Origin of the sequence: Rhizobium leguminosarum (assembly GCF_004123835.1) — a bacterium.
Lineage (GTDB): Bacteria > Pseudomonadota > Alphaproteobacteria > Rhizobiales > Rhizobiaceae > Rhizobium > Rhizobium leguminosarum_M.
Map to the genome: position 1 here is coordinate 37022 of NZ_MZMU01000024.1, position 20635 is coordinate 57656.

Consider the following 20635-nt stretch of genomic DNA (forward strand, 5'->3'; position numbering starts at 1 on the left):
AAGACTAGAGGAGGCTATCGATCCAAGTCTTCTGTTTCCACGAGAAGAGCGACAGTGTTCGCGTGTAGAGGTAAGCAGCTGCTCCATCGGACCCGATGGGCACGCTGAGCCATGTTGGTATGTCTCGATGAGCCTCTTCCAACTCGCGCAGCCTTTCGTGCCGGACCATCAGTGCCCGGTTGTGGAAATGTCGCTGGAAGGAGGCGAAGCGTGCAGAGGACCTTCCTCTAAGTCGCAAAGCCGGGGATACCGACTCTGAGAATTAATCGTCATGCAAAACGGGAGGAGAGCATGAAAAATTTCGTTAGACTTGCGGCCGGGCTTATGGTTGCCGCCTCATTCATGAGCGGCGCGGCCACCGCTCAAACGGTGCTGAAATCGTCCGATACTCATCCGGACGGCTATCCCACAGTCGAGGGCGTCAAATATTTCGGCGAGCTGTTGAAGGAGCGCACGCAGGGCCGCTATTCCCTCGAAGTGTATCATTCCGCCCAGCTCGGCGAGGAGAAAGACACGATCGAGCAGGTGCGCTCCGGCGTAATCGAGCTGAATCGTGTGTCAATGGCGCCCTTCAACGGCACTGTGAAGGAATCGATCGTTCCGGCTCTGCCCTATATCTTCCGTTCGGAAGAGCACATGCACAAGGTCATGGACGGCGCCATCGGCGAGCAGATCAAGAAGGCGTTCGAACCGGCCGGTCTGGTGGTGCTTGCCTTCTACGATGCCGGCGCGCGCTCGTTCTACAACAAAACGAAGCCGATCAATTCAGTTGCCGATATGAAAGGTCTGAAGTTCCGCGTTATCCAGTCCGATATCTTCGTCGACATGGTGGCGGCCCTCGGCGCCAATGCCACGCCGATGCCCTATGGAGAAGTCTACTCGGGGATCGAAACGGGCGTTATCGACGGCGCGGAAAACAACTTCCCGAGCTACGACACCGCCAAGCACGCCGAAGTGGCAAAGAACTACTCGCTGGACGAGCATACGATCCTGCCGGAGGTGTTCGTCATGAACAAGGCGGCGTTCGACAAGCTGACGCCGGAGGATCAGGCGGTCTTCAAACAGGCAGCCAAGGACAGCGTCGCCAAGCAGCGCGAGCTGTGGTCAGCCAAGGTCACTGAATCGCGCACCAATGTCGAAAAGCTCGGCGCCCAGATCACCATGCCGGACAAGCAGGGGTTCATCGACGCCATGGCCCCGGTTTATGAAAAGCACGTGAAAGACGACGTGCTGAAGAAGATGGTCGAGGATGTAAAGGCTGTGCAATAGCCACAGCTTGCCTTCCTTTTTGCGGAAAGCGGCGTCGGTTATCGGGGTGGACAGGTATCGCCACCCCGGTTCACCCGCCGCTTCGTGCACATCTTTCTCGTTTCCTCCCGCCAAGGGAGAGTGAGCGCCCAATTTCGACGAGGCCCTTATGTCGAACAACCTGACACCCGTCGTCAATTTTCTGACACGCCTGAGCAACGCCGCCCTTTGGCTCGCGGGCGCCGGCTTGGTGCTGATGACGGTCTTTGTCGCCTGGCAGGTATTTTGCCGCTATGTGCTGAACGACTCGCCGAGTTGGACGGAGCCGGGCTCGGTCATGCTGATGAGCTGGTTCATCTTCCTCGGCGCCGCCGTCGGCATCCGGGAGAATAATCATCTTGGTTTCGACGTGCTGCTTTATGTCCTGCCGAAATCCGGCAAGCGCGTCCTGCGCATGATCTCGGACGTCGTCATTCTCGCCTTCGGCGCCGGCATGATCTGGTACGGCGGCGCGCTCATGAGCCTGACCTGGAACACCACCTTGCCGTCGCTGGGTATTTCCGGCGCGTTTGACTATCTGCCGCTCGCAGGCGGCGGCGTGCTTGCCGTGATCTTCTCGCTGGAGCGCATCGTGCTCCGCCTCGCCGGCGAACCGATTGACGATGCGCTGGATGAGATTCTGCCGGCGGAAATCGCCGTCGAGATCGAAAACATCAATGCCGATCCGAACGTCAAATTGAAGGTCTAGCGCGATGGAACTCTGGATCCTGTTCGGTGTTTTCACCACCCTGATGCTGATAGGCACGCCGATCGCCTTCTGCCTCGGCGTCGCCAGCTTCGCCACGGTGCTCTACATGGGCCTGCCGCCGCTGGTCATCTTCCAGCGGCTGAATTCCGGCATGAGCGTATTTTCGCTCCTCGCCATCCCCTTCTTCATCTACGCCGGCGATCTGATGGTGCGCGGCGGCATCGCCAGCCGCATCGTCGCCTTCGCCGCATCACTGGTCGGCCACGTGCGCGGCGGCCTCGGCCAGGTCAACATCGTCACAGCCACGCTGTTCGGCGGCATCTCCGGTTCGGCGGTGGCAGAAGCCGCAGCCGTCGGCGGCCTGATGATCCCGCAGATGAAGCAGCGCGGCTATGGCGCCGATTATGCGGTGAACGTCACTTCGATGGCAGCGCTGATCGCGCTGCTCCTGCCGCCCTCCCACAACATGATCATCTATTCGATCTCTGCCGGCGGCAAGATATCCATCGCCGACCTGTTCACCGCCGGCGTGTTACCCGGACTATTGCTCGCGGTCGCGCTCATGGTGACCGCCTACATCGTTGCGCGCTCGCGCGGCTATCCGACGGAGCCCTTTCCCGGCTTCGTCATGGTGGCTCATTTGCTCGCCGTCGCACTCCCCGGGCTTCTGCTGATCGCCATCATCTTCGGCGGGGTGAGGTCCGGCATCTTCACTGCGACGGAAAGCTCTTGCATCGCGGTGCTCTACGCGCTGCTGATAACTCTCCTGGTCTACCGGCAGATGAGCTGGAGAGACTTCGTTCACGCCACGCAGGGCGCCGTGCGCACGACGGCAATGGTGCTTTTGATTATCGGCACAGCCGCCGCCTTCTCCTGGTTGATGGCCTTCCTCAAGGTGCCTGCCTCGCTGGTGATCTGGATGAAGAGCGTCGCCGACGATCCGCTGACGGTGCTGCTCCTGCTCAATGTCCTCATGCTTGTGCTCGGCACGTTTATGGACATGGGGCCGACCATCATTATCTGCACGCCGATCTTCCTGCCGGTTGCGCAGGCTTACGGTGTCGACCCGGTGCATTTCGGCGTGATCATGATCCTGAATTTCGGCATCGGGCTGAACACGCCTCCAGTCGGCGCGGTGCAATTCGTGGCTTGTGCAGTCGGCAAGATCACTGTCTGGGAGGCCATGCGCTCGATCTGGCCGTTCTACGGTGCGGGCATTGTGGTGCTCGGGCTGGTCACTTACATCCCGGCGATTTCGCTGTGGCTGCCGAGCGTGTTCAAATAGGAGTGCGAGATGGCGACCGACACAGCCGTAGACTTCAGGGTCGAGCGAAGGCCTAAACTTTCCGAAGGCGTCGTTTCGGCCATCCGCGCTCAGGTCGTGTCCGGAGTGTACGCGCCCGGCCAAAAGCTGCCGACGGAGACCCGGATGGGCGAACTCTTCGGCGTCAGCCGCACCGTTGTCCGTGAGGCGATTGCAACCCTTGCCGCCGACGGCCTCGTCGAGGCGCGGCAAGGCGCCGGCGTCTTCGTCAAGAACCATCCGACGATTGCCTTCGGTTCGATCAGCGCCGATGTCGGCAACAAGGTTTCCCATGCACTCAACATAATCGAGGTGCGCATGGGGCTGGAAATCGAGAGCGCAGGGCTTGCTGCGCTACGGCGCAATGCGGCTCAGGAAGCGCAGATTCAGGAAGCATTCTTCGAATTCGACCGGCTGCTCGAGCGCGGCGAAGCAACCGGCAAGAGCGACTTCGCCTTCCACCGGGAAATCGCGGCTGCCACCAATAATTCATATTATGTCGAAGTTCTCGATGCGCTTGGCATGCGGGCCATCCCCTGCGACGTCGCCTCGCCTTGGGGTACAGATAGCACGCTGTCGCGTGACTATCAGGAAGGCCTGCAGCGCGAGCATTTGGCGATTTTGAAGGCGATTTCTGCCGGGGACCCGGAAGCCGCCCGCGCCGCCATGCGCGCCCATCTGGCGGCAAGCCAGGAGCGCTATCGCAGCCTTCTCAGCGGCCAGCAGGCCAAGTGGCTTTCAAGTATCCTTAAACGCAAGACCTGAAGAAGATCGCGCCACAACAAAAATCAACGGTTTAAATCCGCATGCCGGGGATGGCGAGCGGATTGTCCGACAGCGCCGCACGATCGGGCATATCGATGCGCGGCTTGCCGAGGAAGGCATCGAAGAGATCCTTCACGAAGGCTTCCGGCAGATCCCGGGTGATCAGCACCATGCGCGTGCGCCGGTCTTCCCCCGGCCAGGCGGGAAGCCGCACCGGCGGATGGAAAATGCTCTGCACCCCATGCAGCACCAGCGGTCGATCCGGCCGGTCGGAAACGGACACGATCGCCTTCATCCTCAACAGCTTCTCGCCATGGGCCGAACGCAGAAGATCGATGAACATCTCGAGCGCCATCGGATCGATCGGCTTTTCCTCGATGATCGAGAAAGAGCGGATCGAGGCATCGTGACGATTGACGTCATGCGGGTCCTGATCCGCATGACCATGATGATCATGATGGTGGTGACCATGTGCATCCTCGTCCTGCAGCCAGCGGCCGACATCGGCGATCTTCGTCGCCGGATCGTAGAGCCCGTTGACCAGCACCGCGGCGCTGCCCGCCTCGGCGCTGTCGGCATCCATCATCACGGCACGCGGATTGAGCGCCCGCAGCCGCTTTTCCAGCCCATCCGTCGCCTCGGCCATCGCCTTTTTCGAGACGATCAACCGGTCGGCGACTGCCGCCTGCTTGCGCGCTTCCTCGTGATTGTCGAGCGTCTGCAGCCCATTCACCGCGTCCACGACGGTGACGACGCCGTCAAGCTCGAAATTCGTGGCGATGACGGGATTTCCCATGATCGCCTGCATGACCGGTGAAGGATTGGCAAGGCCCGTCGTCTCGATGACGACGCGCTTGACCGGCTTGACGCGGCCCGTCTGCACCGCGTCCATCAGGTTCGCCAGCGTATCGACAAGCTCACCGCGCACGGTGCAGCAGAGGCAGCCATCGGACAGCTCGATGATCGAGTCGCCGGAACTTTCGACCAGCAGGTGGTCGATGCCGACATCGCCGAATTCGTTGATGATGACGGCCGCATCCTTCATCACCGGATCTTTGAGGACGCGGTTGAGCAGCGTCGATTTGCCGGCGCCGAGAAAGCCGGTCAGGATGGTGACCGGAATCCTGTCGTTGAGCGCGCTCATGTCTTTTTACCTTAAAGCTTAGAAGGATGTTGGGCGCGGCATCGGCACCGGCACATTGGCGATCGCTCCAGCGGTATCGCCCCGCGCCATTTTTTCCGGCTGCGCGGCCGGCTGCGGATCCTGGCCCGGAATGAGGCCGGCAAAGACGAATTGCGGATCGTGGTCCATCGGCTGGATATAGGGTGACTGCACCTTCATGCGGCCGACTTCGTCGCGCGTTTCGCTGCGCACCTTGGCGCCCTTGGCGCTGCAGATATCGGCACTGATGTCGGTCACCTGGTCCTGTCCCGACCCATAGGGTCTCAGCGAACCCAATGTGTCGTTGCTGGCAGGCTGGGTGGTGAAGCCCTTCTGCAAAAGATTCGCCGTCGCATCGGCGCGGGCTGCAAGGCTGTCGGTGCCGAGCACGACGGAGACCAGCGTGCGGCCGTTGCGCGTCGCCGAACCGATCTGGTTGAAGCCCGAGGCACAGATGAAGCCGGTCTTCATGCCGTCCGCGCCGGCAAAACGGCCGATCAGCATGTTGAGGTTCGGCACGTTCTGCTGGCCATTGGTGAACCCTTCCAGCGAGAAATAGCCGGAATATTGCGGAAAATCGCGGCGCAGCGCCACCGTCAGCACCGCAAGGTCGCGTGCCGTCGTATACTGGCCCTTGCCGGGCAAGCCGTTCGGATTGACGAAGTGCGAATCCGTCATGCCGAGCTTCAGTGCCTCGCCGTTCATCCGCGTCACGAAGCCTTCCTGCGTGCCGCCGATGGCTTCGGCGACCGCGACCGCCACGTCGTTGGCCGACTTCACCAGCAGGATCTTCAATGCGCTGTCGAGCGTCAGTTTCTGGCCCGGCTTGAAATACATCTTGGCGGCCGGCTGCGCGGCGGCGCGTTTGCTGATGACGACCGGCGTATCGAGGCTGATCTGACCGGCGCGGATCGCGTCGAACACGGTATAGACGGTCATCAGTTTGGTCAGCGAGGCCGGATACCATTTGCGGAAGGCTTCTTCATGCTCGAGCACGCGGCCGGTCTGTACATCGACGAGAATGTGCGGATTGGCCTGGGCCAGCGGAACGGAGGCCAGAAAAACGGCAGTCGCCGCTGACACGAAAGAAAGCGGCCGCAAGGCAGCAAACAAACGGAAGTGGCTCGTCGGCACGGTTCGTCCTTCAGATATCAGGAAAATCTCGAAATCTTCCCCTATTTAGCCTATATGGCTATGACATGGCAAAGGTCATTGACTAAGTAATTTCCGTGAGCCTCACACCCTTGTGATGCGATGAAAGATTGTCGAGATTTCATAACAGGAACGCCGATATGCCGATTTTGAACAGAGCCGCGGAGTTGCAGGACGAGGTCGCCGAATGGCGCCGCCACATCCACGCCCGGCCCGAACTCCTCTTCGCGGTGGAAAACACGGCCGCCTTCGTCGCCGAAAAACTCAAGGAATTCGGCGTCGACGAGATCGTCACCGGCATCGGCCGCACCGGTGTCGTCGGCCTGATCAAGGGCAAGGGCGAAGACTCCCGCACGGTCGGCCTGCGCGCCGACATGGACGCCCTGCCGCTCACCGAAATCACCGGGAAGCCCTGGGCTTCGAAGACGCCGGGCAAGATGCATGCCTGCGGCCATGACGGCCACACCGCCATGCTGCTCGGCGCCGCGAAATATCTGGCCGAGACCCGCAACTTCAACGGCAATGTCGCCGTCATCTTCCAGCCCGCCGAAGAAGGCGGCGGCGGCGGCAATCTGATGGTCAAGGACGGCATGATGGAGCGCTTCGATATCGAAGAGGTCTACGGCATGCACAACCTGCCGGGCCTGCCGGTCGGCCAGTTCGCCACCCGCAAGGGCGCCATCATGGCGGCGACCGATGAATTCACCGTCACCGTCAAGGGCCGCGGCGGCCACGCCGCCCAGCCGCATCGGACGATCGACCCGATCGCCATCGGCGCCCAGATCGTCGCCAATCTGCAGATGATCGCTTCGCGCAGCGCCGATCCACTACGCTCGCTCGTCGTCTCGGTGACCAAGTTCAATGCCGGTTTTGCCCATAACGTCATTCCGAACGATGCGACCTTCGCCGGTACGGTCCGTACCCTCGACCCCGAGGTGCGCACGCTCGCCGAGACGCGGTTCCGGCAGATCATCGAGGGCCTGGTCGCAGCCCACGGCGCCGAGGCTGAAATCAGCTTCCACCGCAACTATCCCGTCACCGTCAACCACCCGGATGAGACCGAGCACGCGGTCGCCACCGCCAGCGCCATCGCCGGCGAGGCGAACGTCAACGCCGAGATCGACCCGATGATGGGCGGCGAGGATTTCTCCTACATGCTGAACGCCCGTCCCGGCGCCTTCATCTTCATCGGCAACGGCGACAGCGCCGGCCTCCACAACCCCGCCTACGACTTCAACGACGAAGCCATCGCTCACGGCATCTCCTACTGGGTCCGCCTTGCCGAACAACGCCTCGGTCTCTAAAGCGCGTCGCGATCTTTCAGATTCGCTTGCCGCACTTTGGGTCTTTGTTTTCCGCATGTCCTTGGCGCAAAACCGCTGCACACTTTTGCGCGACATGCTCTAGCAACAATTAAGGCTTGGCTTCGCGCCAAGCCTTTTGTATGCATGGCACTCCAGTGGTCCCGTAGCTCAGCAGGATAGAGCACCAGATTCCTAATCTGGGGGTCGCGCGTTCGAATCGCGCCGGGATCACCAGTCTTTTCAATCACGCAGATCTATAATTGCCTGCCTCCGTGTCGCACTCGTGTTGCATTGGGATTCCCTGCATTTGCCGGTGTTCCCCTGAGGACACGGCTAATCCGTGTAACATGCCATGCAACATGTTGCTTGTTTTCATAAGAGCAGCATCATCGAACTCCGGCTTCCTCAGTCCCAGGTCGGAAAGGAATTGCCCTTCCCATCGCCTTGTTTCAGGGAAGCGTTTGGCTATCTTACGGTTAGGTCGCGACGTTTCGGACGTACGCCCAAGGACTGCGAAAGCAGGGCACGAGGCAGCGACCATTCCCCTACTTCCCCGATAAGGCTTAAAGCCTCCTCGATGACCGCGCCATTCGAGAAGATCATGGGCGGGTTCGAAGCGGATGCCGGTGTCTTCGATCATGTCGTCACGCGGCAGGGGTCGGATCACGGCCAGAACATCCATATCAGCGCGAGTACAACGCAGACGCAAATGACCAGCAGCGTGCCGCGCTCGATCTTCCCGCTCATAACGGCCACCATCCTGGTAGAGATGCCAGACCGAACGTCAGCGCCACCAGAGCGAGATAGACGCACCATGCGAGAGCGTTGCGAACAAGACGAGGTAGGCGAGCCAGATGGCCTTGCAGATGATGTGCAAGGCCTGGTCTTGGGCGAAAGTCGTCTTCCCCCTCACCTTCGCCTCGTCGATCATCGTCTGTGCCAGCCATTCGAGCAGACCCTAGCCACATATCACCCGTGACCACTGCGACGCCGGCGCCTTGAATGCCGGAGTGAGCGATCAAGTGGTAAACGCGCTGCGGACCGGATTGTTTGACATCGAAGAGGAACTGGCCCTGCAGCGGATAATCGAGAGGCCAGTGGCGGCGAGGAGCATTAGCGTGGTGGACCGCAGCGTTTTTGCCGGTCACGAGCCGTCGCTTTGGCCATCAGACTGTGCTGAATTGCGACTAGTAAGTGATCATGTCCGAGTAGTCGACGTAGATCTCTCCGATCTGGTTGCCGTTCTCGTCGTTGATCTCTTCAAATCCGTCCTGGAGGTCATCCTTTTCAAGCCGGTCAGCCACGGATCGGAGCAGAGCAGCCGCCTGCTTGTTCACCAAGGCCTGCATTGGGCCGGTCAAGTTCAGTTCGATATCGAGCTTAAGAACCGTTACCGCTTCTTCATTGTCGTTCATTAGATGCCCTCTGTTCGCTCTTCGGGAGCATATAAGAGGCGCAACCGCGTGAGGACAAGCGAGGCGAGATAGAAAACCCCGCCGACCGGTTAAGGTGACGGGTTGTAGTTGGTTGCGGAGGGACGATTTGAACCTTAGGCCTCTTGGCTACGAGCCAAGCGAGCTACCGGGCTGCTCTACTCCGACTTCAATTGCTGGCCCTCGCCATCTCCTGGTGACGATCAATATATGGTTCGGTTCCCTGAGGGGATCGATGACCCCCGCCGAAGTTTGGCGGGGGTCATTTCAGCGCAAAGCTTGGCTGATATCATTACGTTCCGGGGCCGGTGCCACGTTCGCCACCGATTGGTTCACCGCACCTGACGATGGACTCGCCGCGTCCTCGTGACCCGCCACGCACCCAATCCCAGCAGTGCAGCCACGACCCAGCCGCCGAGAAATCCAATCGCGCCCCAGACGAGACCGGCAAAGCTGACGGGCACGCCGGGTACGAAGTCGCGCCAGGTATTGGCGAAAACGACGTCATCGGCATTCCGCATCAGAACGAAGGGCTTGGCGACGGGTGCGGCGGTGCCGAGGTGGAGCTGCTGCGAGAGCAGCGTTTCGTAGCGCGTGATCGTGCTCTGCATCGAAACGCCGCGGTCGCGCAGGAAATCGTCGGATGATTGCGCGTAGGTGTTCAGCGCCTGCTGGCGATCGAGATGGTGCTCGGCGGCTTGGCGGTTGAAATCCTCGACGATGACGCGCAATTCGTCGATCGCCCCGCCGATCCGCTGGCGATATTGCTGCGCAAATTCCGGCGCCTGCGAAAACACCGTGCCGGCGGCAAGCCCGGCGACGATGGTGATGATCCTTGCAATCGGTCCCATGATCGATGCCTCCGGCTATCCCCCAGCGCTAACGATCCGCGGCCGGAAAGGTTTCTGCCGTCGACACAATCGGTAACTCTATGTGATTGAACCGACGGCGCTTCCGGTGAGTTGATGCCCTGACCAACCCAGAATGACCAACCCAGAATGACCAACTCAGAAAGAGAGGCTCGTCATGAAACAGATTATCCTTGCCTGCACGCTCACTGCTGCGTCCATCTTTTCCGCAATGCCGTCCCAGGCGGCAAGTGTGACGATCACCACGGATGACGCGCGCCCCAATTACCGCCACGCGGAACGGCCCTATTACCGCCATCACACGAGGCCGCGCCACGTCTCCCAGGATTGCTTCACCAAGACGGAAAAAATCCGCCGTCACGGCCATACGGTCGTCAAGGAAACCCGAATCTGCCGCTAAGGCACCTTATGCAGGAAAGCCCGGCTGATCCTATCGGCCGGGCTTTTTCCATTTGATCTCGCCCAGATCTCGCAGATGAGGAACTTGGCAATATCAGCCGCGTTTAGTGTGGAACAGGAGTATTCATCATGCGTATCAAGATGACTCTTTTGGCCATCGCCTATGTCGCCGTCAGCGCCGTGCTGCTTGCCATCGCCTACCAGCCGCAGGGGTCGGTCGCCGCGCAGAAAACGGATCGTCTGGCCGGCTCGTCCTTCCTCGTCGAACGCTTCGCCGGTTGATCGGCTTATCGGCGACGATGTGGAAATAGTCCTCGCCCGGTAGAGCTCGGAGCGGCCCCGTTGATTAACGTGGGGCCGTCGAGCGACGATCCCCCAAGCAGGATCCGGTTCTGCACCGTGTCCACGCCCTCGACCGCCTTGGCGACCGCGGTTGCCCGTTCAATTTCGCCCACCGTGCCAACCGTGCCGCTCAGCACGATCTGATCGTTCTCCATCGTCACCTCGACATCCGACGCATCGATGCCGCCGGCAATCGCCAGCGCATTGGCGACAGCCGATTCGACCGCCGCACGATTGGCGATCTCCATTTCCATCTCGGGTTCGAGCCCGTGAAATGTCTGCTCCTTGAAAACCATGATCCGTTCCTCCGTGAAAGCTTCGTAGGAAACGCTGATCGGCGGAGTTTGGTTCAGCCCCCGCTACCAGTTGACGCGATAGCGGAGATTGACGCTGCCCGCCTCACCTCCCGAAAATGGATTGCTGACCGAGGCATCGAGATTGAGGTTCGGCAGAATGGTCTGGCTGACCCCCACCGTGCTCGAGAAGTCGCCGCTGGCATTGCTGACGCCTGTCCCTGCCGAAAGCGCGGTTCCCGTCCAGGGATGAACCAGCTTCAGCGCCTGCGTTGCCGTTACCGACGCCTGCCGGGCCTCGACCGCGTCATATTGCACGCTGATGGATCGGCTCGATTGCATGTCGAGCGAATCGGACAGGATCCAGCTGCGCGAGCGGCTGAGGGTCAGCGCGCCGCTGCCGCGCAGCGTATCGACGCTGACGCTGGCACCCCGCTGTGACCGGCCTGCCGGGGTAACACTCGTCCTGGTGATCCTGCCCCAAAGCATTGCCTGTTCGGAATCGGGCAGGAGCGCTCCGCCTTTGGTCGAGGCCAGCGCGATGTCAGCGCCAGCGCTCGTTTCCCATTCCGCCGGCAGGCGGAAACCCACCGTCGCCTTATAGGACCGGTCCGAAAGCTTGGCCGGCGACCAGATCAGCAGGTCGTCCGCCCGCGCTGCGGCGGTGAGCGAGGGCAGGATGGCGAAAAGGATGCATGCTAATTTGAATGTCGTCATGAAGGTAAAAACGTTTTGACCTGCCACAGGGATGCTGCGCGGAAGTCGGCAGCAGCGCATATGAAAGCGTTCTCAACGAACGCGACGAGGGATCACGGCCAAGCCGCCCATCCCGGTTTCATCCTCGATTTAATGTATGGCCGAAAGGCCGGCGGCACTGAGTGCCTGTTCTTCGATGGACGCCGCAGCGCCCCGACTTGCCATGCGGCCATCACCGGCCGCGGCGGAACCGAATCCGCCAGCAATGTTATAAGGATCACATCCGGCCGCTGCTCTGTAAACCCCTCAGGGGTTGAAATCTGCTGCACCGCACACTTGCCGCCCCCTCCAAAGCCTAGTAGAGCCTGAGCCTACGAGAGAAATTTTGCGCGAAATTCCATATGATGACCGGCAAAAGCGCGCCGCGGCGCCTCAGCATCTTCGGTTCGACCGGTTCGATCGGCCAGAATACACTCAATGTCGTCGATCACCTGGGCGGACGGGAGAACTTCGAAATCTCCGTGCTGACCGGCAGCGGCAACGTCGAATTGCTGGCCCGGCAAGCGAAATTATCAGGCGCGCGGCTGGCGGTGACGGCAAACGACCGCCATTACGAATCACTGAAGAGCGAACTTTCCGGCACCGGCATCGCGGTCGCTTCGGGAAAATCCGGGCTGATGGAAGCCGCGGACCGGGAAGTTGACTGGGTGATGGCGGCAATCGTCGGCACTGCAGGCCTGGCGCCGACCCTTGCCGCGGCCCGCCGCGGCGCCGATATCGCCCTTGCCAACAAGGAATGCCTGGTATCGGCCGGCGATCTCTTTATCGCAGCGATCCGGGCGGGCGGCGGCAGGCTGCTTCCGGTCGACAGTGAGCACAACGCGATTTTCCAGGTTCTGGAAGAGAACCAGCGCCACGCCGTCGAGCGGGTTATCCTGACGGCGTCGGGTGGCCCCTTCCGAACTGTCTCGCTGCGTGACATGGCGGATGTGACGGTGGAAACCGCCCGCGCCCATCCGAACTGGTCGATGGGATTGAAGATCTCCATCGACAGTGCCTCGATGTTCAACAAGGCGCTGGAGATGATCGAAGCCCGGCACCTTTTCAGCCTCAGACCCGAACAGATCGAGGTCATCTTCCATCCGCAATCGATCATCCACTCCATGGTCGGCTATTCCGATGGGTCGGTGCTGGCGCAGCTCGGCGCGCCCGACATGCGCACCGCCATCGGTTATGCCCTGTCCTTTCCGCGCCGGCCGAACCTGCCGGTCGAGCGGCTGGATTTCGCCAAGCTCGCCAGGCTGGATTTCGAGGCGCCGGATGAGGTGCGGTTTCCAGCACTGCGGCTCGCGCGCCTGGCGATGACGCGCGGCGGTGTTCAGGGCGCGGTGCTGAACGGCGCCAAGGAAGTGGCGCTCGAAGCCTTCATCGAAGGGCAGCTCTCCTTCCTCGCCATGGCCGAGGTCACCGAGAGGGTCATGGACGATCTGGCCGGCCTGCCGCCGGCTTCCGGCATGGACGATGTCTTCGCCGCCGACAGGGAAGCCCGGCAAAGGGCGGCGGAGCTCATGACACTAGCGATTGCCGAGTGAGGTTCCAACGGGGCGATCGCCGAGTGGTCGCCCGTCTGTGATCCTGGCGGTCGCGATTAGCGCAACCGGTTCCCACCCTCGTCGAACAATCTGCAATCCGACGGTTCAAACAGCAGGCTCACTTGCTCGCCCGCCGCGATACTGACCGGTGACCGATGCTCGACGGTGAGTGACTGGCCATCGGCAAGCTGGCAATAGAGGTATTGCGTTCCCCCGAGATATTCCGAAAAATCGACCCTGGCCGTCAGGCTGCCCGATAGATCGGAGGCCACCTTCAGATGCTCCGGCCGCAGGCCGAGCGTCACTGCGCCACCAACCGGCCTGTCCGCCGGCGGCAGGCCGCTTTCGATCTGCCGGCCGGCGACTTCGACCAGGCCGCCCTCACCCCAACGGGCATTGAGCAGGTTCATCCTCGGCGAGCCGATGAAGCCCGCCACGAAGGTATTGGAGGGATTCTCGTAGATTTCCCGTGGCGTTCCCGCCTGTTCGACGCGGCCGTCGCGTAGCACGACGATCTTGTCGGCAAGCGTCATCGCTTCCGTCTGGTCGTGCGTGACATAGATCATCGTGTTGCCGAGTTCGCGATGGAGGCGGGCGATCTCGATGCGCATGGAAACGCGCAGTTCGGCATCGAGATTGGACAGCGGCTCATCGAACAGGAAGACGTCGGGCTTGCGCACGATCGCCCGGCCGATCGCCACACGCTGCCGCTGGCCGCCGGAAAGCTGTCCCGGCCGCCGGTCGAGAAGATGGTCGATTTTCAGGATCGCGGAAGCGGCCTTGACGCGGGTCTCTATCTCCGCAGCATTCGTGCGCGCCATCTTCAACCCGAAGGCCAGATTGTCGCGCACGCTCATATGCGGATAGAGCGCGTAGGACTGAAACACCATGGCGATGCCGCGTTCGGATGGATCGAGATCGGTGACGATACGTCCCTTGATCTCGACCTCCCCGTCGGTCACGTCCTCCAGGCCGGCAATCATGCGAAGAAGCGTCGATTTCCCGCAGCCGGAAGGGCCGACGAAGACGACGAATTCGCCCTCTGCGATCGTCAGGTCGATCCCGTGAACCACCTGCAGATTGCCATAGCTTTTTCGCACGTCCTGGAGCACGACGCTCTTGTTACCCATACCGTTGGTCATCCCCAAAAAGACCTATCTGTCCGACTGGACCCAGACGAGCATCTCTCCGGGCGCGCGGTTGTCCCAGAGATGATAGGGCACGAAACGCGCGGTGGCGACCTGCCTTTCGGCCGGCGCCTTGCGGTAGAGCGCTGTTCCCCAGCTCGATGTTTCCTCGCGCTCGACCTTGAGATCGATGGCGACGGCATCGTTGAGATCCTTCAGCACGACGGTTTCGGCTGTGGAGAGCTCACGCGGCAGGACGATGGCGTTGAGGTCTTCGCCATTGTCCGTGGTTTCGACGCAATAGACCAACGGGCCGCGCATCAATGCGACGCGGCCGGCATCCTGGCGCACCTTCGGGTTGGCATATTGCGGCCGAAGCGCCAGCGGCAGGTAGAGGGCGACACGATCGCCCGCGGCCCACTCACGATCGATCCTGGCATATCCGTCGCGCATATTGGCGTTGAGATCGAGCATTTCTCCATTGACGCTGAGAGTTGCGCCTTCGGCCCAGTCCGGAATGCGCAGCGACAGAGCAAACCGCGCCGGTTTTTCCAGCCTGGTTGTAAAGACGACCGCGCCCTCCCACGGATAGTTGGTGGTCTGCTCGAGTTCCGCCTCGGCGCCGTTGGCCAGCTTCAGCCGCGCGGTGCTTTCGCCATAGAGGTGCACGGCGATCTCATTATCCGAAACGGCGTACATGTAGGAGCCGATCGAGGTCACCAGCCGGGCGATGTTCGGCGGGCAGCAGGGGCAATGGTGCCACTTCCACCGGTGGTGCTTGCCGGCACTTTCGAGCGGATTGTCATAGAAGAACGTCTTGCCGTCCGTCGAAAGCCCCGGCAGTGCACCGTTGTAAAGCGCCTGCTCCATGATGTCGGCATAGCGCCGATCCGGACCGCGGCCGAGCATGCGGCTCGCCCAGAATACCAAGCCTACCGAGGCACAGGTCTCCGCATAAGCGGTATCGTTCGGCAGATCGAAGTAATCGGTAAAGCCTTCGTTGGAGGCAGCCGGCCCGATGCCGCCGGTGATATACATCTGCTTGGTCGTCAGATCGTCCCAGAGCGTTTCCAGCGCTGCCGTCAGGCTATCGTCCTTGTATTCGGTGGCGATGTCGGCCATGCCCGAATAGAGGTACATGGCGCGCACCGCGTGGCCGACGACCTTTGTCTGCGCGCGCACCGGCTGGTGCGCCTGCGCGTATTCATAGGTTTTCTGGTGGTACTCAGAGACATCGCGGCCATCGCGGCTTGCCTCGGCGGTGAAGAAATGCGGTTCGGTGCCGCGTTCGTCGATGAAGTATTTCGATAGCTCTAGATATTTCTTCTCTCCGGTCACGCGGGCGAGCTTGACCAGCGCGAGCTCGACTTCCTCGTGGCCACAATAGCCTGATATCTGGCCTTCGCCATGGCCGAAAATCTTGATCATGTAATCGGCATAGCGGCACATGATGTCGAGCAGCTTGCGTTTGCCGGTCGCCTGATAATAGGCAACCGCAGCTTCCATGAGATGGCCGGCGCAATAGAGCTCATGATGGTCGCGCAGATTGGTCCAGCGGCGGTTCGGCTCGACGCGCTGGAACCAGGCGTTCAGATAGCCGTCCTCGTCCTGCAGCTTCTCATACATGTCGATGATCTCGTCGGCGCGCGCCTCGAGCTTCGGGTTCGGTCGGCGATAGAGCGAATAGGCGATCGTTTCGATCGACTTGCCGAGGTCGGAATCCCAGAACATCTGCGTCGTCCCGCCCCATGGCTGAATGGGAATGACGACCCCCGGGCTCGGCTGGCTGACGTCGATCGCCTTGAGCATACCGGCCTCGACGCAGCGGTCGAGCAGGGTCTCGGCAGTGGAATTGCAGACGGCGTCCTGCCATTTGCCCCAGAAGCCGCCGAGTTCCACATTGGGAACGGCGACGGGACGAAACTGGCGGTCATTGCTTGGCTTGGTCATGGGCTCCACTTTCTCTAAGATCATTTCACCGCGCCGGCCATCAGCCCGCGCATGTAGTAGCGTTGCAGGAGCAGGAAGACGATCAGGCAGGGGATCGTCATGACGACGACACCGGCCTGGACCGCTCCCCAATTGATGGCGCCGAGCCGTCCGGCGCGAACCGCCGTCATCAGCACCGGCAGGGTGTATTTCTCATTGCTGGAGAGCAGCACGAGTGCGGCGAGAAACTCGTTCCAGGCATTGAGGAAGGCAAAGATCGCGACCGTCGCGACGCCGGGAAGCACCAGCGGCAGAAGAACCCGGACCAAGAGCCTGAGGTCGCGCGCGCCGTCGATGCGCGCGGCCTCTTCGATCTCCTTCGGCACGGCATCGAAGGCGTTGCGCATCATGAACACCGAGAAGGGCAGTTGCAGCGTCACATAGACCAGCGTCAGCCCAAGCAGCGAATTGTTGAGGCCGAGCTTTGCAAGGATGATGAAGAGCGGCGTCAGGATCGACTGGAACGGGATCATCAGTGTCGCGATGATCAGCACGAAAAGCGCATTCTTCATCGGGAACCGGTAGCGCGAGAAGCCGTAGCCGGCGAGCAGACTGACGGCGACGGTCAGCACCACGGTGGCGACCGAAACGAACAGCGAATTGATCATGTGCCGCCAGATGCCGGCACCGAACGTATCGAGCAGCGCGTAGGAATCAATGCTGACGCCGGAGGTCGGCCATGGCGGCAGGGGCGGCAGGCTGGCCTCCGTGCCATGCCGGAAGGACGACAACAGCGTGATCACGAAGGGGGCGAGAAAGAAGATCGAGATAGCGATGCCGGTCAGATGATAGGCCGACTTCGTCCGGATGGCCTTGCGCGCGCGGCGTTCCCTTGAGGTGGTCATGGACGCTCCTCCCCGACGCGAAGCAGCCAGAGCTGCACGATGCTGATCGCCATCAGGATGGCGAGAAGCACGATCGAGAGTGCTGCGCCATAACCGAGATTGAACGACACGAAGGACTGATTGAAGATGTAGTAGACCACCGAGATCATCTTGTTCTGCGGTCCGCCTGACGTCATGATGTAGAACTGGTCGAAAGCGAGGATCGAACCGGTGACGGAGACGATCAGCGCCAGCGCAATCGTCTTGCGCATCAGCGGCAGCGTCAGATGCCGGAAACGCTGCCAGCGGCCGGCGCCGTCGATGCGGGCAGCCTCCGTCAGCTCGGACGGAATGGCCTGAAGCCCGGTCAAAAGAATGATCATGGTGAAGCCTGCGATCTTCCAGACGACCATCACCACGATCGTCAGAAAGGCGGTGTCGAAGGTCGCAAGCAGGTTGGGACTCTTTTCGACCAGGCCGAGCGCCTTCAAGGCCGGGCCGATGAAGCCGCTATCGACATTGGCGAGCCAGACCCACAGCAGCGAGGCGGTCGCAAGGCCGACCACGACGGGCAGGAAGATGATCGTCCGGTAGGCGCCGACGAACTGCCGTTCCTTTTCGACGAAGATTGCCAGCGGAAAGGCGATCGCAAAGATCGCGATGGTGACGATCACGGTGTAATAGGCCGTGAAATTCAGTGCCGTCATGAAACGGGTATCGTTGGCCATGCGGAAATAATTGTTGAAGCCGATCCAGCGGGACGCTCCCATCAGCGGCCAGTTGTGCAGGCTCATCCATCCGGTGAAGAGAACCGGCATGATAAAGAAGACGATGACCAGCGCCATGGCCGGCGCGATGTAGACGAGGCCACGCCAGTTCGATCTGCGCCGTCGCCTGCGCCGAGGCAATAGAATCTCTGAACCGGAACCGGTCATCAAAACGCTCCGCATCTGTCGAGTGAGATTGGCCGGGAAGCTGCCACCGCTCCCCGGCCGCGGCCGGGGGAGAGTCTACTGGCCGCTATCGATGATCGATTGCATTTCCGATTGGGCGCTCGAAAACGCGCCGTCGACGTCTTCGCCGAAGATCGCGGCGTTGGTGAAGCTTGCCCATGGCCCGTTGGCGCTGTTGATCAGGTCGTTGAACTGCAGCGTATAGGGGGTCTTGGCCACACCGATCGCCTTCAGGCCGACCTGCATGCGCGGATCGAGGCCTTCAAGCACCTTGTCGGCGATATCGCCGCGCGTCGGCAGGCTGCCATACTTCGCCATGATCTTCTGGCCATCCATCGAATAAACATATTCGAGGAACTCCTTCACCGCGTCGATCTTCTTCGTGCCCTTGGTGATCACGAAGTTGTCGCCGCCGGCAAAGGACGAAGGCTTCCCGTCGACGCCAGGAATGAGGGTTACGCCGAAGTTGATATCGGGATGCTCGGTCACCAGCGTGCCGATGGCAAAGGCGCCGAGGCTTTGCTGGCCGATCTTGCCGCTGGTGAAGGTCAGGAAGTTCGCGCCGTTGTCGCTGGCGGCTCCCGCCGGCACGAGGTCCTTCTTGACCATGTTGCGGTAGACATCGACGGCCTTGCGCATCTGAGGCGTATCGAGCGTTGCCGTCTTGCTGTCGGCCGACAGGATATCGACGCCGGCACCCCAGACCAGCGGCGTGAATGTGAAGATCATGCAGCCGCCGCAGCCGCCGCCGGAGAAATAGAAGCCGTAGGTATCGTCACCCAGCGCCCGGATCTTCTCGGCATTGGCGGTAATTTCGTCCCAGTTCGCCGGTGCCTTTTCCGGGTCGAGACCGGCCTTCTTGTAGAGATCCTTGTTCCAGGCAAAGACGGAGGTCTCGACCGAAAGCGGCAGGCCGTAGATCCGGTCCTGATAGGTGCCGAGGCGAACATGCGATGGCGAAAGCGAGTTGAAATAGGGCAGGGATTTTGCCCAGTCCGTCAGGTCTTCGAGCTGGCCGGCCGCGGCAAAGGCCGGGTTATAGATCAGATCCATCGACAGGGCGTCCGGCGCCTGTCCGCCGGCGATCGCCGTCGCATATTTCTGCACGAGTTCGGAGAACGGCACCTCGGTCATCACGACCTTGTTCTCGTGACCGGAATTATAGGCTTCGACGACCTTCTTGAAGGCGTCGCCGATCCCCGTACGAACCCACATTTCGACATTCTCGGCGGCTGACGCGGCCGAAAACAGGCACAAGGTAGCGATGCTGGTCGCCGCCAATAGACGCTTGATCATGACACTCCTCCCGATATGGCGCATCTCCTCGCGCCTTTGCTCATTCTCGTGTTCTCATTCCCGGGGGGCTTTACCCCCGCATGACTGCCGAACGATCAGCCGGCACGGCAATTTCCTCACTCCCGGGTCGACAGGCCGTCCTTCCGCAAGCGCAAGCACCGTCAATCCAGCTTGCCGCCCGAGCTCCTTCAGTTCCATGTCCACCGTCGTCAGCGGCGGCCGCGTCTGGGCCGCGACAATCTCCCAATTGTCGAAGCCGATGACCGAGACGTCCTGCGGCACCTTGACGCCGCGCTCGCGCAACGCATCCACAGCACCTCGGGCGATCTGGTCATTGCCGCAGAAGAGTGCATCCGGTTTTTCTCCCGACCTCTTCCAAAGCTGCTCGACCGCGTCATGCCCCCAGCTTTCCGACCAGACGCCGTAGAGCACCGGCTCGCGGTGACCTGCCACCTCGTGATAGGCGCCGGCACGCTCCCGCACCGAGAAGAACTCCTGCGGCCCGGTGACATGCGCGACCCGCCGGCGGCCGATCTTCATCAGCCATTCCACAGCCAGTCTCGCACCCTGTTCGTCGTCCGAACGGAAGGTGACACTGTTCTGCGTCCCCTCCGTGAATGCGTAGACGACAGGCACATGCAAATTCGAAAGATCGACGGGCAGGCGCCGATCCAGGCGTTTTCCCGTCGCGATAATGCCGTCGACCTGTTTGTCCAGCATTGCGTCGACATGGATCTGGGCGAGCGCCGGATCGTCTTCGATGGCGCACAGGAAGACCGAAACGCCGTGGTCGACGAGAGCGTCCGAGATACCCGCCATAACCGGCAGCGTGAAACGGCCGTAGGTATCGTTCGTCAGCAGCCCGATGGTGAAGCTGCGTTTGCTGAGAAGACCTCTCGCCAGCGCATTCGGCCGGTATCCGATTTCGGCGGCGATCCGTTTCACCCGTTCGCGCGTTTCCGACCCCATCCGGCCGGTATCGTTGAGAGCTTTTGACGCCGTCGAGATGCTCACCGCAGCAGCAGCCGCCACCTCGTGGATGGTGATCCTGCCTCTTTTTCCTCCCGATATGTTCAGAACGTCCTCCTTCTGAAGTGATCTGAGAAAAGCTTTTACCAACCATCATGTCAAGTGAGAAAA

Annotated in this window: 20 protein-coding genes, 1 tRNA gene and 1 pseudogene; 10 read left to right on the forward strand and 12 right to left on the reverse strand. The window is 61.1% G+C overall.

Annotation, left to right across the window (positions count from 1 at the left end):
• The first annotated feature begins 291 nt into the window (after positions 1–291).
• From B5P46_RS29865 to B5P46_RS29880, 4 genes are all read left to right on the forward strand, one after another.
• Complete coding sequence (locus tag B5P46_RS29865) at positions 292–1269, forward strand: TRAP transporter substrate-binding protein (protein ID WP_129421897.1); 978 nt, start codon at positions 292–294, stop codon at positions 1267–1269.
• Between the two features lie 148 nt (positions 1270–1417).
• The gene (locus B5P46_RS29870; protein WP_129421898.1) at positions 1418–1996 is read left to right on the forward strand and encodes a TRAP transporter small permease; all 579 of its coding nucleotides are present in this window, start codon (positions 1418–1420) and stop codon (positions 1994–1996) included.
• Positions 1997–2000: 4 nt separating this feature from the next.
• Entirely contained in the window at positions 2001–3281 is a 1281-nt protein-coding gene (locus B5P46_RS29875) for a TRAP transporter large permease (RefSeq protein WP_129421899.1), read from the forward strand.
• Positions 3282–3290: 9 nt separating this feature from the next.
• Entirely contained in the window at positions 3291–4064 is a 774-nt protein-coding gene (locus tag B5P46_RS29880; protein ID WP_129421900.1) for a FadR/GntR family transcriptional regulator, read from the forward strand.
• A gap of 31 nt (positions 4065–4095) precedes the next feature.
• On the opposite strand, the gene B5P46_RS29885 is transcribed toward B5P46_RS29880, so the two are convergent.
• Complete coding sequence (locus tag B5P46_RS29885; protein ID WP_129421901.1) at positions 4096–5208, reverse strand: CobW family GTP-binding protein; 1113 nt, start codon at positions 5206–5208, stop codon at positions 4096–4098.
• A gap of 18 nt (positions 5209–5226) precedes the next feature.
• On the reverse strand, positions 5227–6360 hold the full coding sequence (locus B5P46_RS29890; RefSeq protein ID WP_129421902.1) for a D-alanyl-D-alanine carboxypeptidase family protein: 1134 nt from the start codon (positions 6358–6360) through the stop codon (positions 5227–5229).
• A gap of 158 nt (positions 6361–6518) precedes the next feature.
• On the opposite strand from B5P46_RS29890, the gene B5P46_RS29895 reads away from it, so the two are divergent.
• The 3 genes from B5P46_RS29895 (at position 6519) to B5P46_RS34650 (ending at position 8661) form a co-directional block, all read left to right on the forward strand.
• Positions 6519–7682: a M20 aminoacylase family protein gene (locus B5P46_RS29895; RefSeq protein WP_129421903.1), complete on the forward strand. Its 1164-nt coding sequence runs from the start codon at positions 6519–6521 to the stop codon at positions 7680–7682.
• 157 nt (positions 7683–7839) lie between these two features.
• Positions 7840–7916, forward strand: a tRNA-Arg gene (locus B5P46_RS29900).
• Between the two features lie 343 nt (positions 7917–8259).
• On the forward strand, positions 8260–8661 hold the full coding sequence (locus B5P46_RS34650; protein ID WP_164986580.1) for a hypothetical protein: 402 nt from the start codon (positions 8260–8262) through the stop codon (positions 8659–8661).
• A 208-nt stretch (positions 8662–8869) separates the two neighbouring features.
• On the opposite strand, the gene B5P46_RS29910 is transcribed toward B5P46_RS34650, so the two are convergent.
• Together B5P46_RS29910 and B5P46_RS29920 are read right to left on the reverse strand one after the other, a co-directional pair.
• Entirely contained in the window at positions 8870–9097 is a 228-nt protein-coding gene (locus B5P46_RS29910; RefSeq protein WP_129421905.1) for a hypothetical protein, read from the reverse strand.
• A gap of 350 nt (positions 9098–9447) precedes the next feature.
• On the reverse strand, positions 9448–9966 hold the full coding sequence (locus tag B5P46_RS29920) for a DUF2937 family protein (protein WP_129421906.1): 519 nt from the start codon (positions 9964–9966) through the stop codon (positions 9448–9450).
• A 175-nt stretch (positions 9967–10141) separates the two neighbouring features.
• On the opposite strand from B5P46_RS29920, the gene B5P46_RS29925 reads away from it, so the two are divergent.
• Together B5P46_RS29925 and B5P46_RS34655 are read left to right on the forward strand one after the other, a co-directional pair.
• Positions 10142–10384 carry a hypothetical protein gene (locus tag B5P46_RS29925; protein WP_129421907.1) on the forward strand — a complete coding sequence of 81 codons (243 nt, stop codon included), beginning with the start codon at positions 10142–10144 and terminating at the stop codon, positions 10382–10384.
• A 128-nt stretch (positions 10385–10512) separates the two neighbouring features.
• Complete coding sequence (locus tag B5P46_RS34655) at positions 10513–10665, forward strand: hypothetical protein (protein WP_164986582.1); 153 nt, start codon at positions 10513–10515, stop codon at positions 10663–10665.
• Between the two features lie 74 nt (positions 10666–10739).
• Here B5P46_RS34655 and B5P46_RS29930 read toward each other — a convergent pair.
• Positions 10740–11021 (reverse strand): annotated as a pseudogene (locus tag B5P46_RS29930) (BON domain-containing protein); the annotation flags it as partial.
• A 63-nt stretch (positions 11022–11084) separates the two neighbouring features.
• Positions 11085–11735 carry a hypothetical protein gene (locus B5P46_RS29935; protein ID WP_129421908.1) on the reverse strand — a complete coding sequence of 217 codons (651 nt, stop codon included), beginning with the start codon at positions 11733–11735 and terminating at the stop codon, positions 11085–11087.
• A gap of 380 nt (positions 11736–12115) precedes the next feature.
• On the opposite strand from B5P46_RS29935, the gene dxr reads away from it, so the two are divergent.
• Positions 12116–13306, forward strand: coding sequence for a 1-deoxy-D-xylulose-5-phosphate reductoisomerase (gene dxr / locus B5P46_RS29940; protein WP_129421909.1), 1191 nt, complete (start codon positions 12116–12118; stop codon positions 13304–13306).
• Between the two features lie 56 nt (positions 13307–13362).
• On the opposite strand, the gene B5P46_RS29945 is transcribed toward dxr, so the two are convergent.
• The 6 genes from B5P46_RS29945 to B5P46_RS29970 all read right to left on the reverse strand — a co-directional run bounded on the left by B5P46_RS29945 (position 13363) and on the right by B5P46_RS29970 (position 20527).
• Positions 13363–14436, reverse strand: a complete 1074-nt coding sequence (locus tag B5P46_RS29945) for an ABC transporter ATP-binding protein (protein ID WP_206735428.1) — start codon at positions 14434–14436, stop codon at positions 13363–13365.
• Positions 14437–14460: 24 nt separating this feature from the next.
• Entirely contained in the window at positions 14461–16383 is a 1923-nt protein-coding gene (locus tag B5P46_RS29950; protein ID WP_129421911.1) for a glycoside hydrolase family 127 protein, read from the reverse strand.
• 20 nt (positions 16384–16403) lie between these two features.
• Complete coding sequence (locus B5P46_RS29955) at positions 16404–17267, reverse strand: carbohydrate ABC transporter permease (protein ID WP_072640387.1); 864 nt, start codon at positions 17265–17267, stop codon at positions 16404–16406.
• Positions 17264–18181 (reverse strand): carbohydrate ABC transporter permease, encoded by a 918-nt coding sequence (locus tag B5P46_RS29960; RefSeq protein ID WP_129421912.1) that lies wholly within the window; start codon positions 18179–18181, stop codon positions 17264–17266. The genes B5P46_RS29955 and B5P46_RS29960 overlap by 4 nt, the downstream gene beginning before the upstream one ends.
• Before the next feature lie 75 nt (positions 18182–18256).
• Complete coding sequence (locus B5P46_RS29965; RefSeq protein WP_129421913.1) at positions 18257–19495, reverse strand: ABC transporter substrate-binding protein; 1239 nt, start codon at positions 19493–19495, stop codon at positions 18257–18259.
• Positions 19496–19549: 54 nt separating this feature from the next.
• A complete protein-coding gene (locus tag B5P46_RS29970; RefSeq protein WP_129422199.1) occupies positions 19550–20527 on the reverse strand; it encodes a LacI family DNA-binding transcriptional regulator in 978 nt (325 codons plus the stop codon).
• Between the last annotated feature and the right edge of the window lie 108 nt (positions 20528–20635).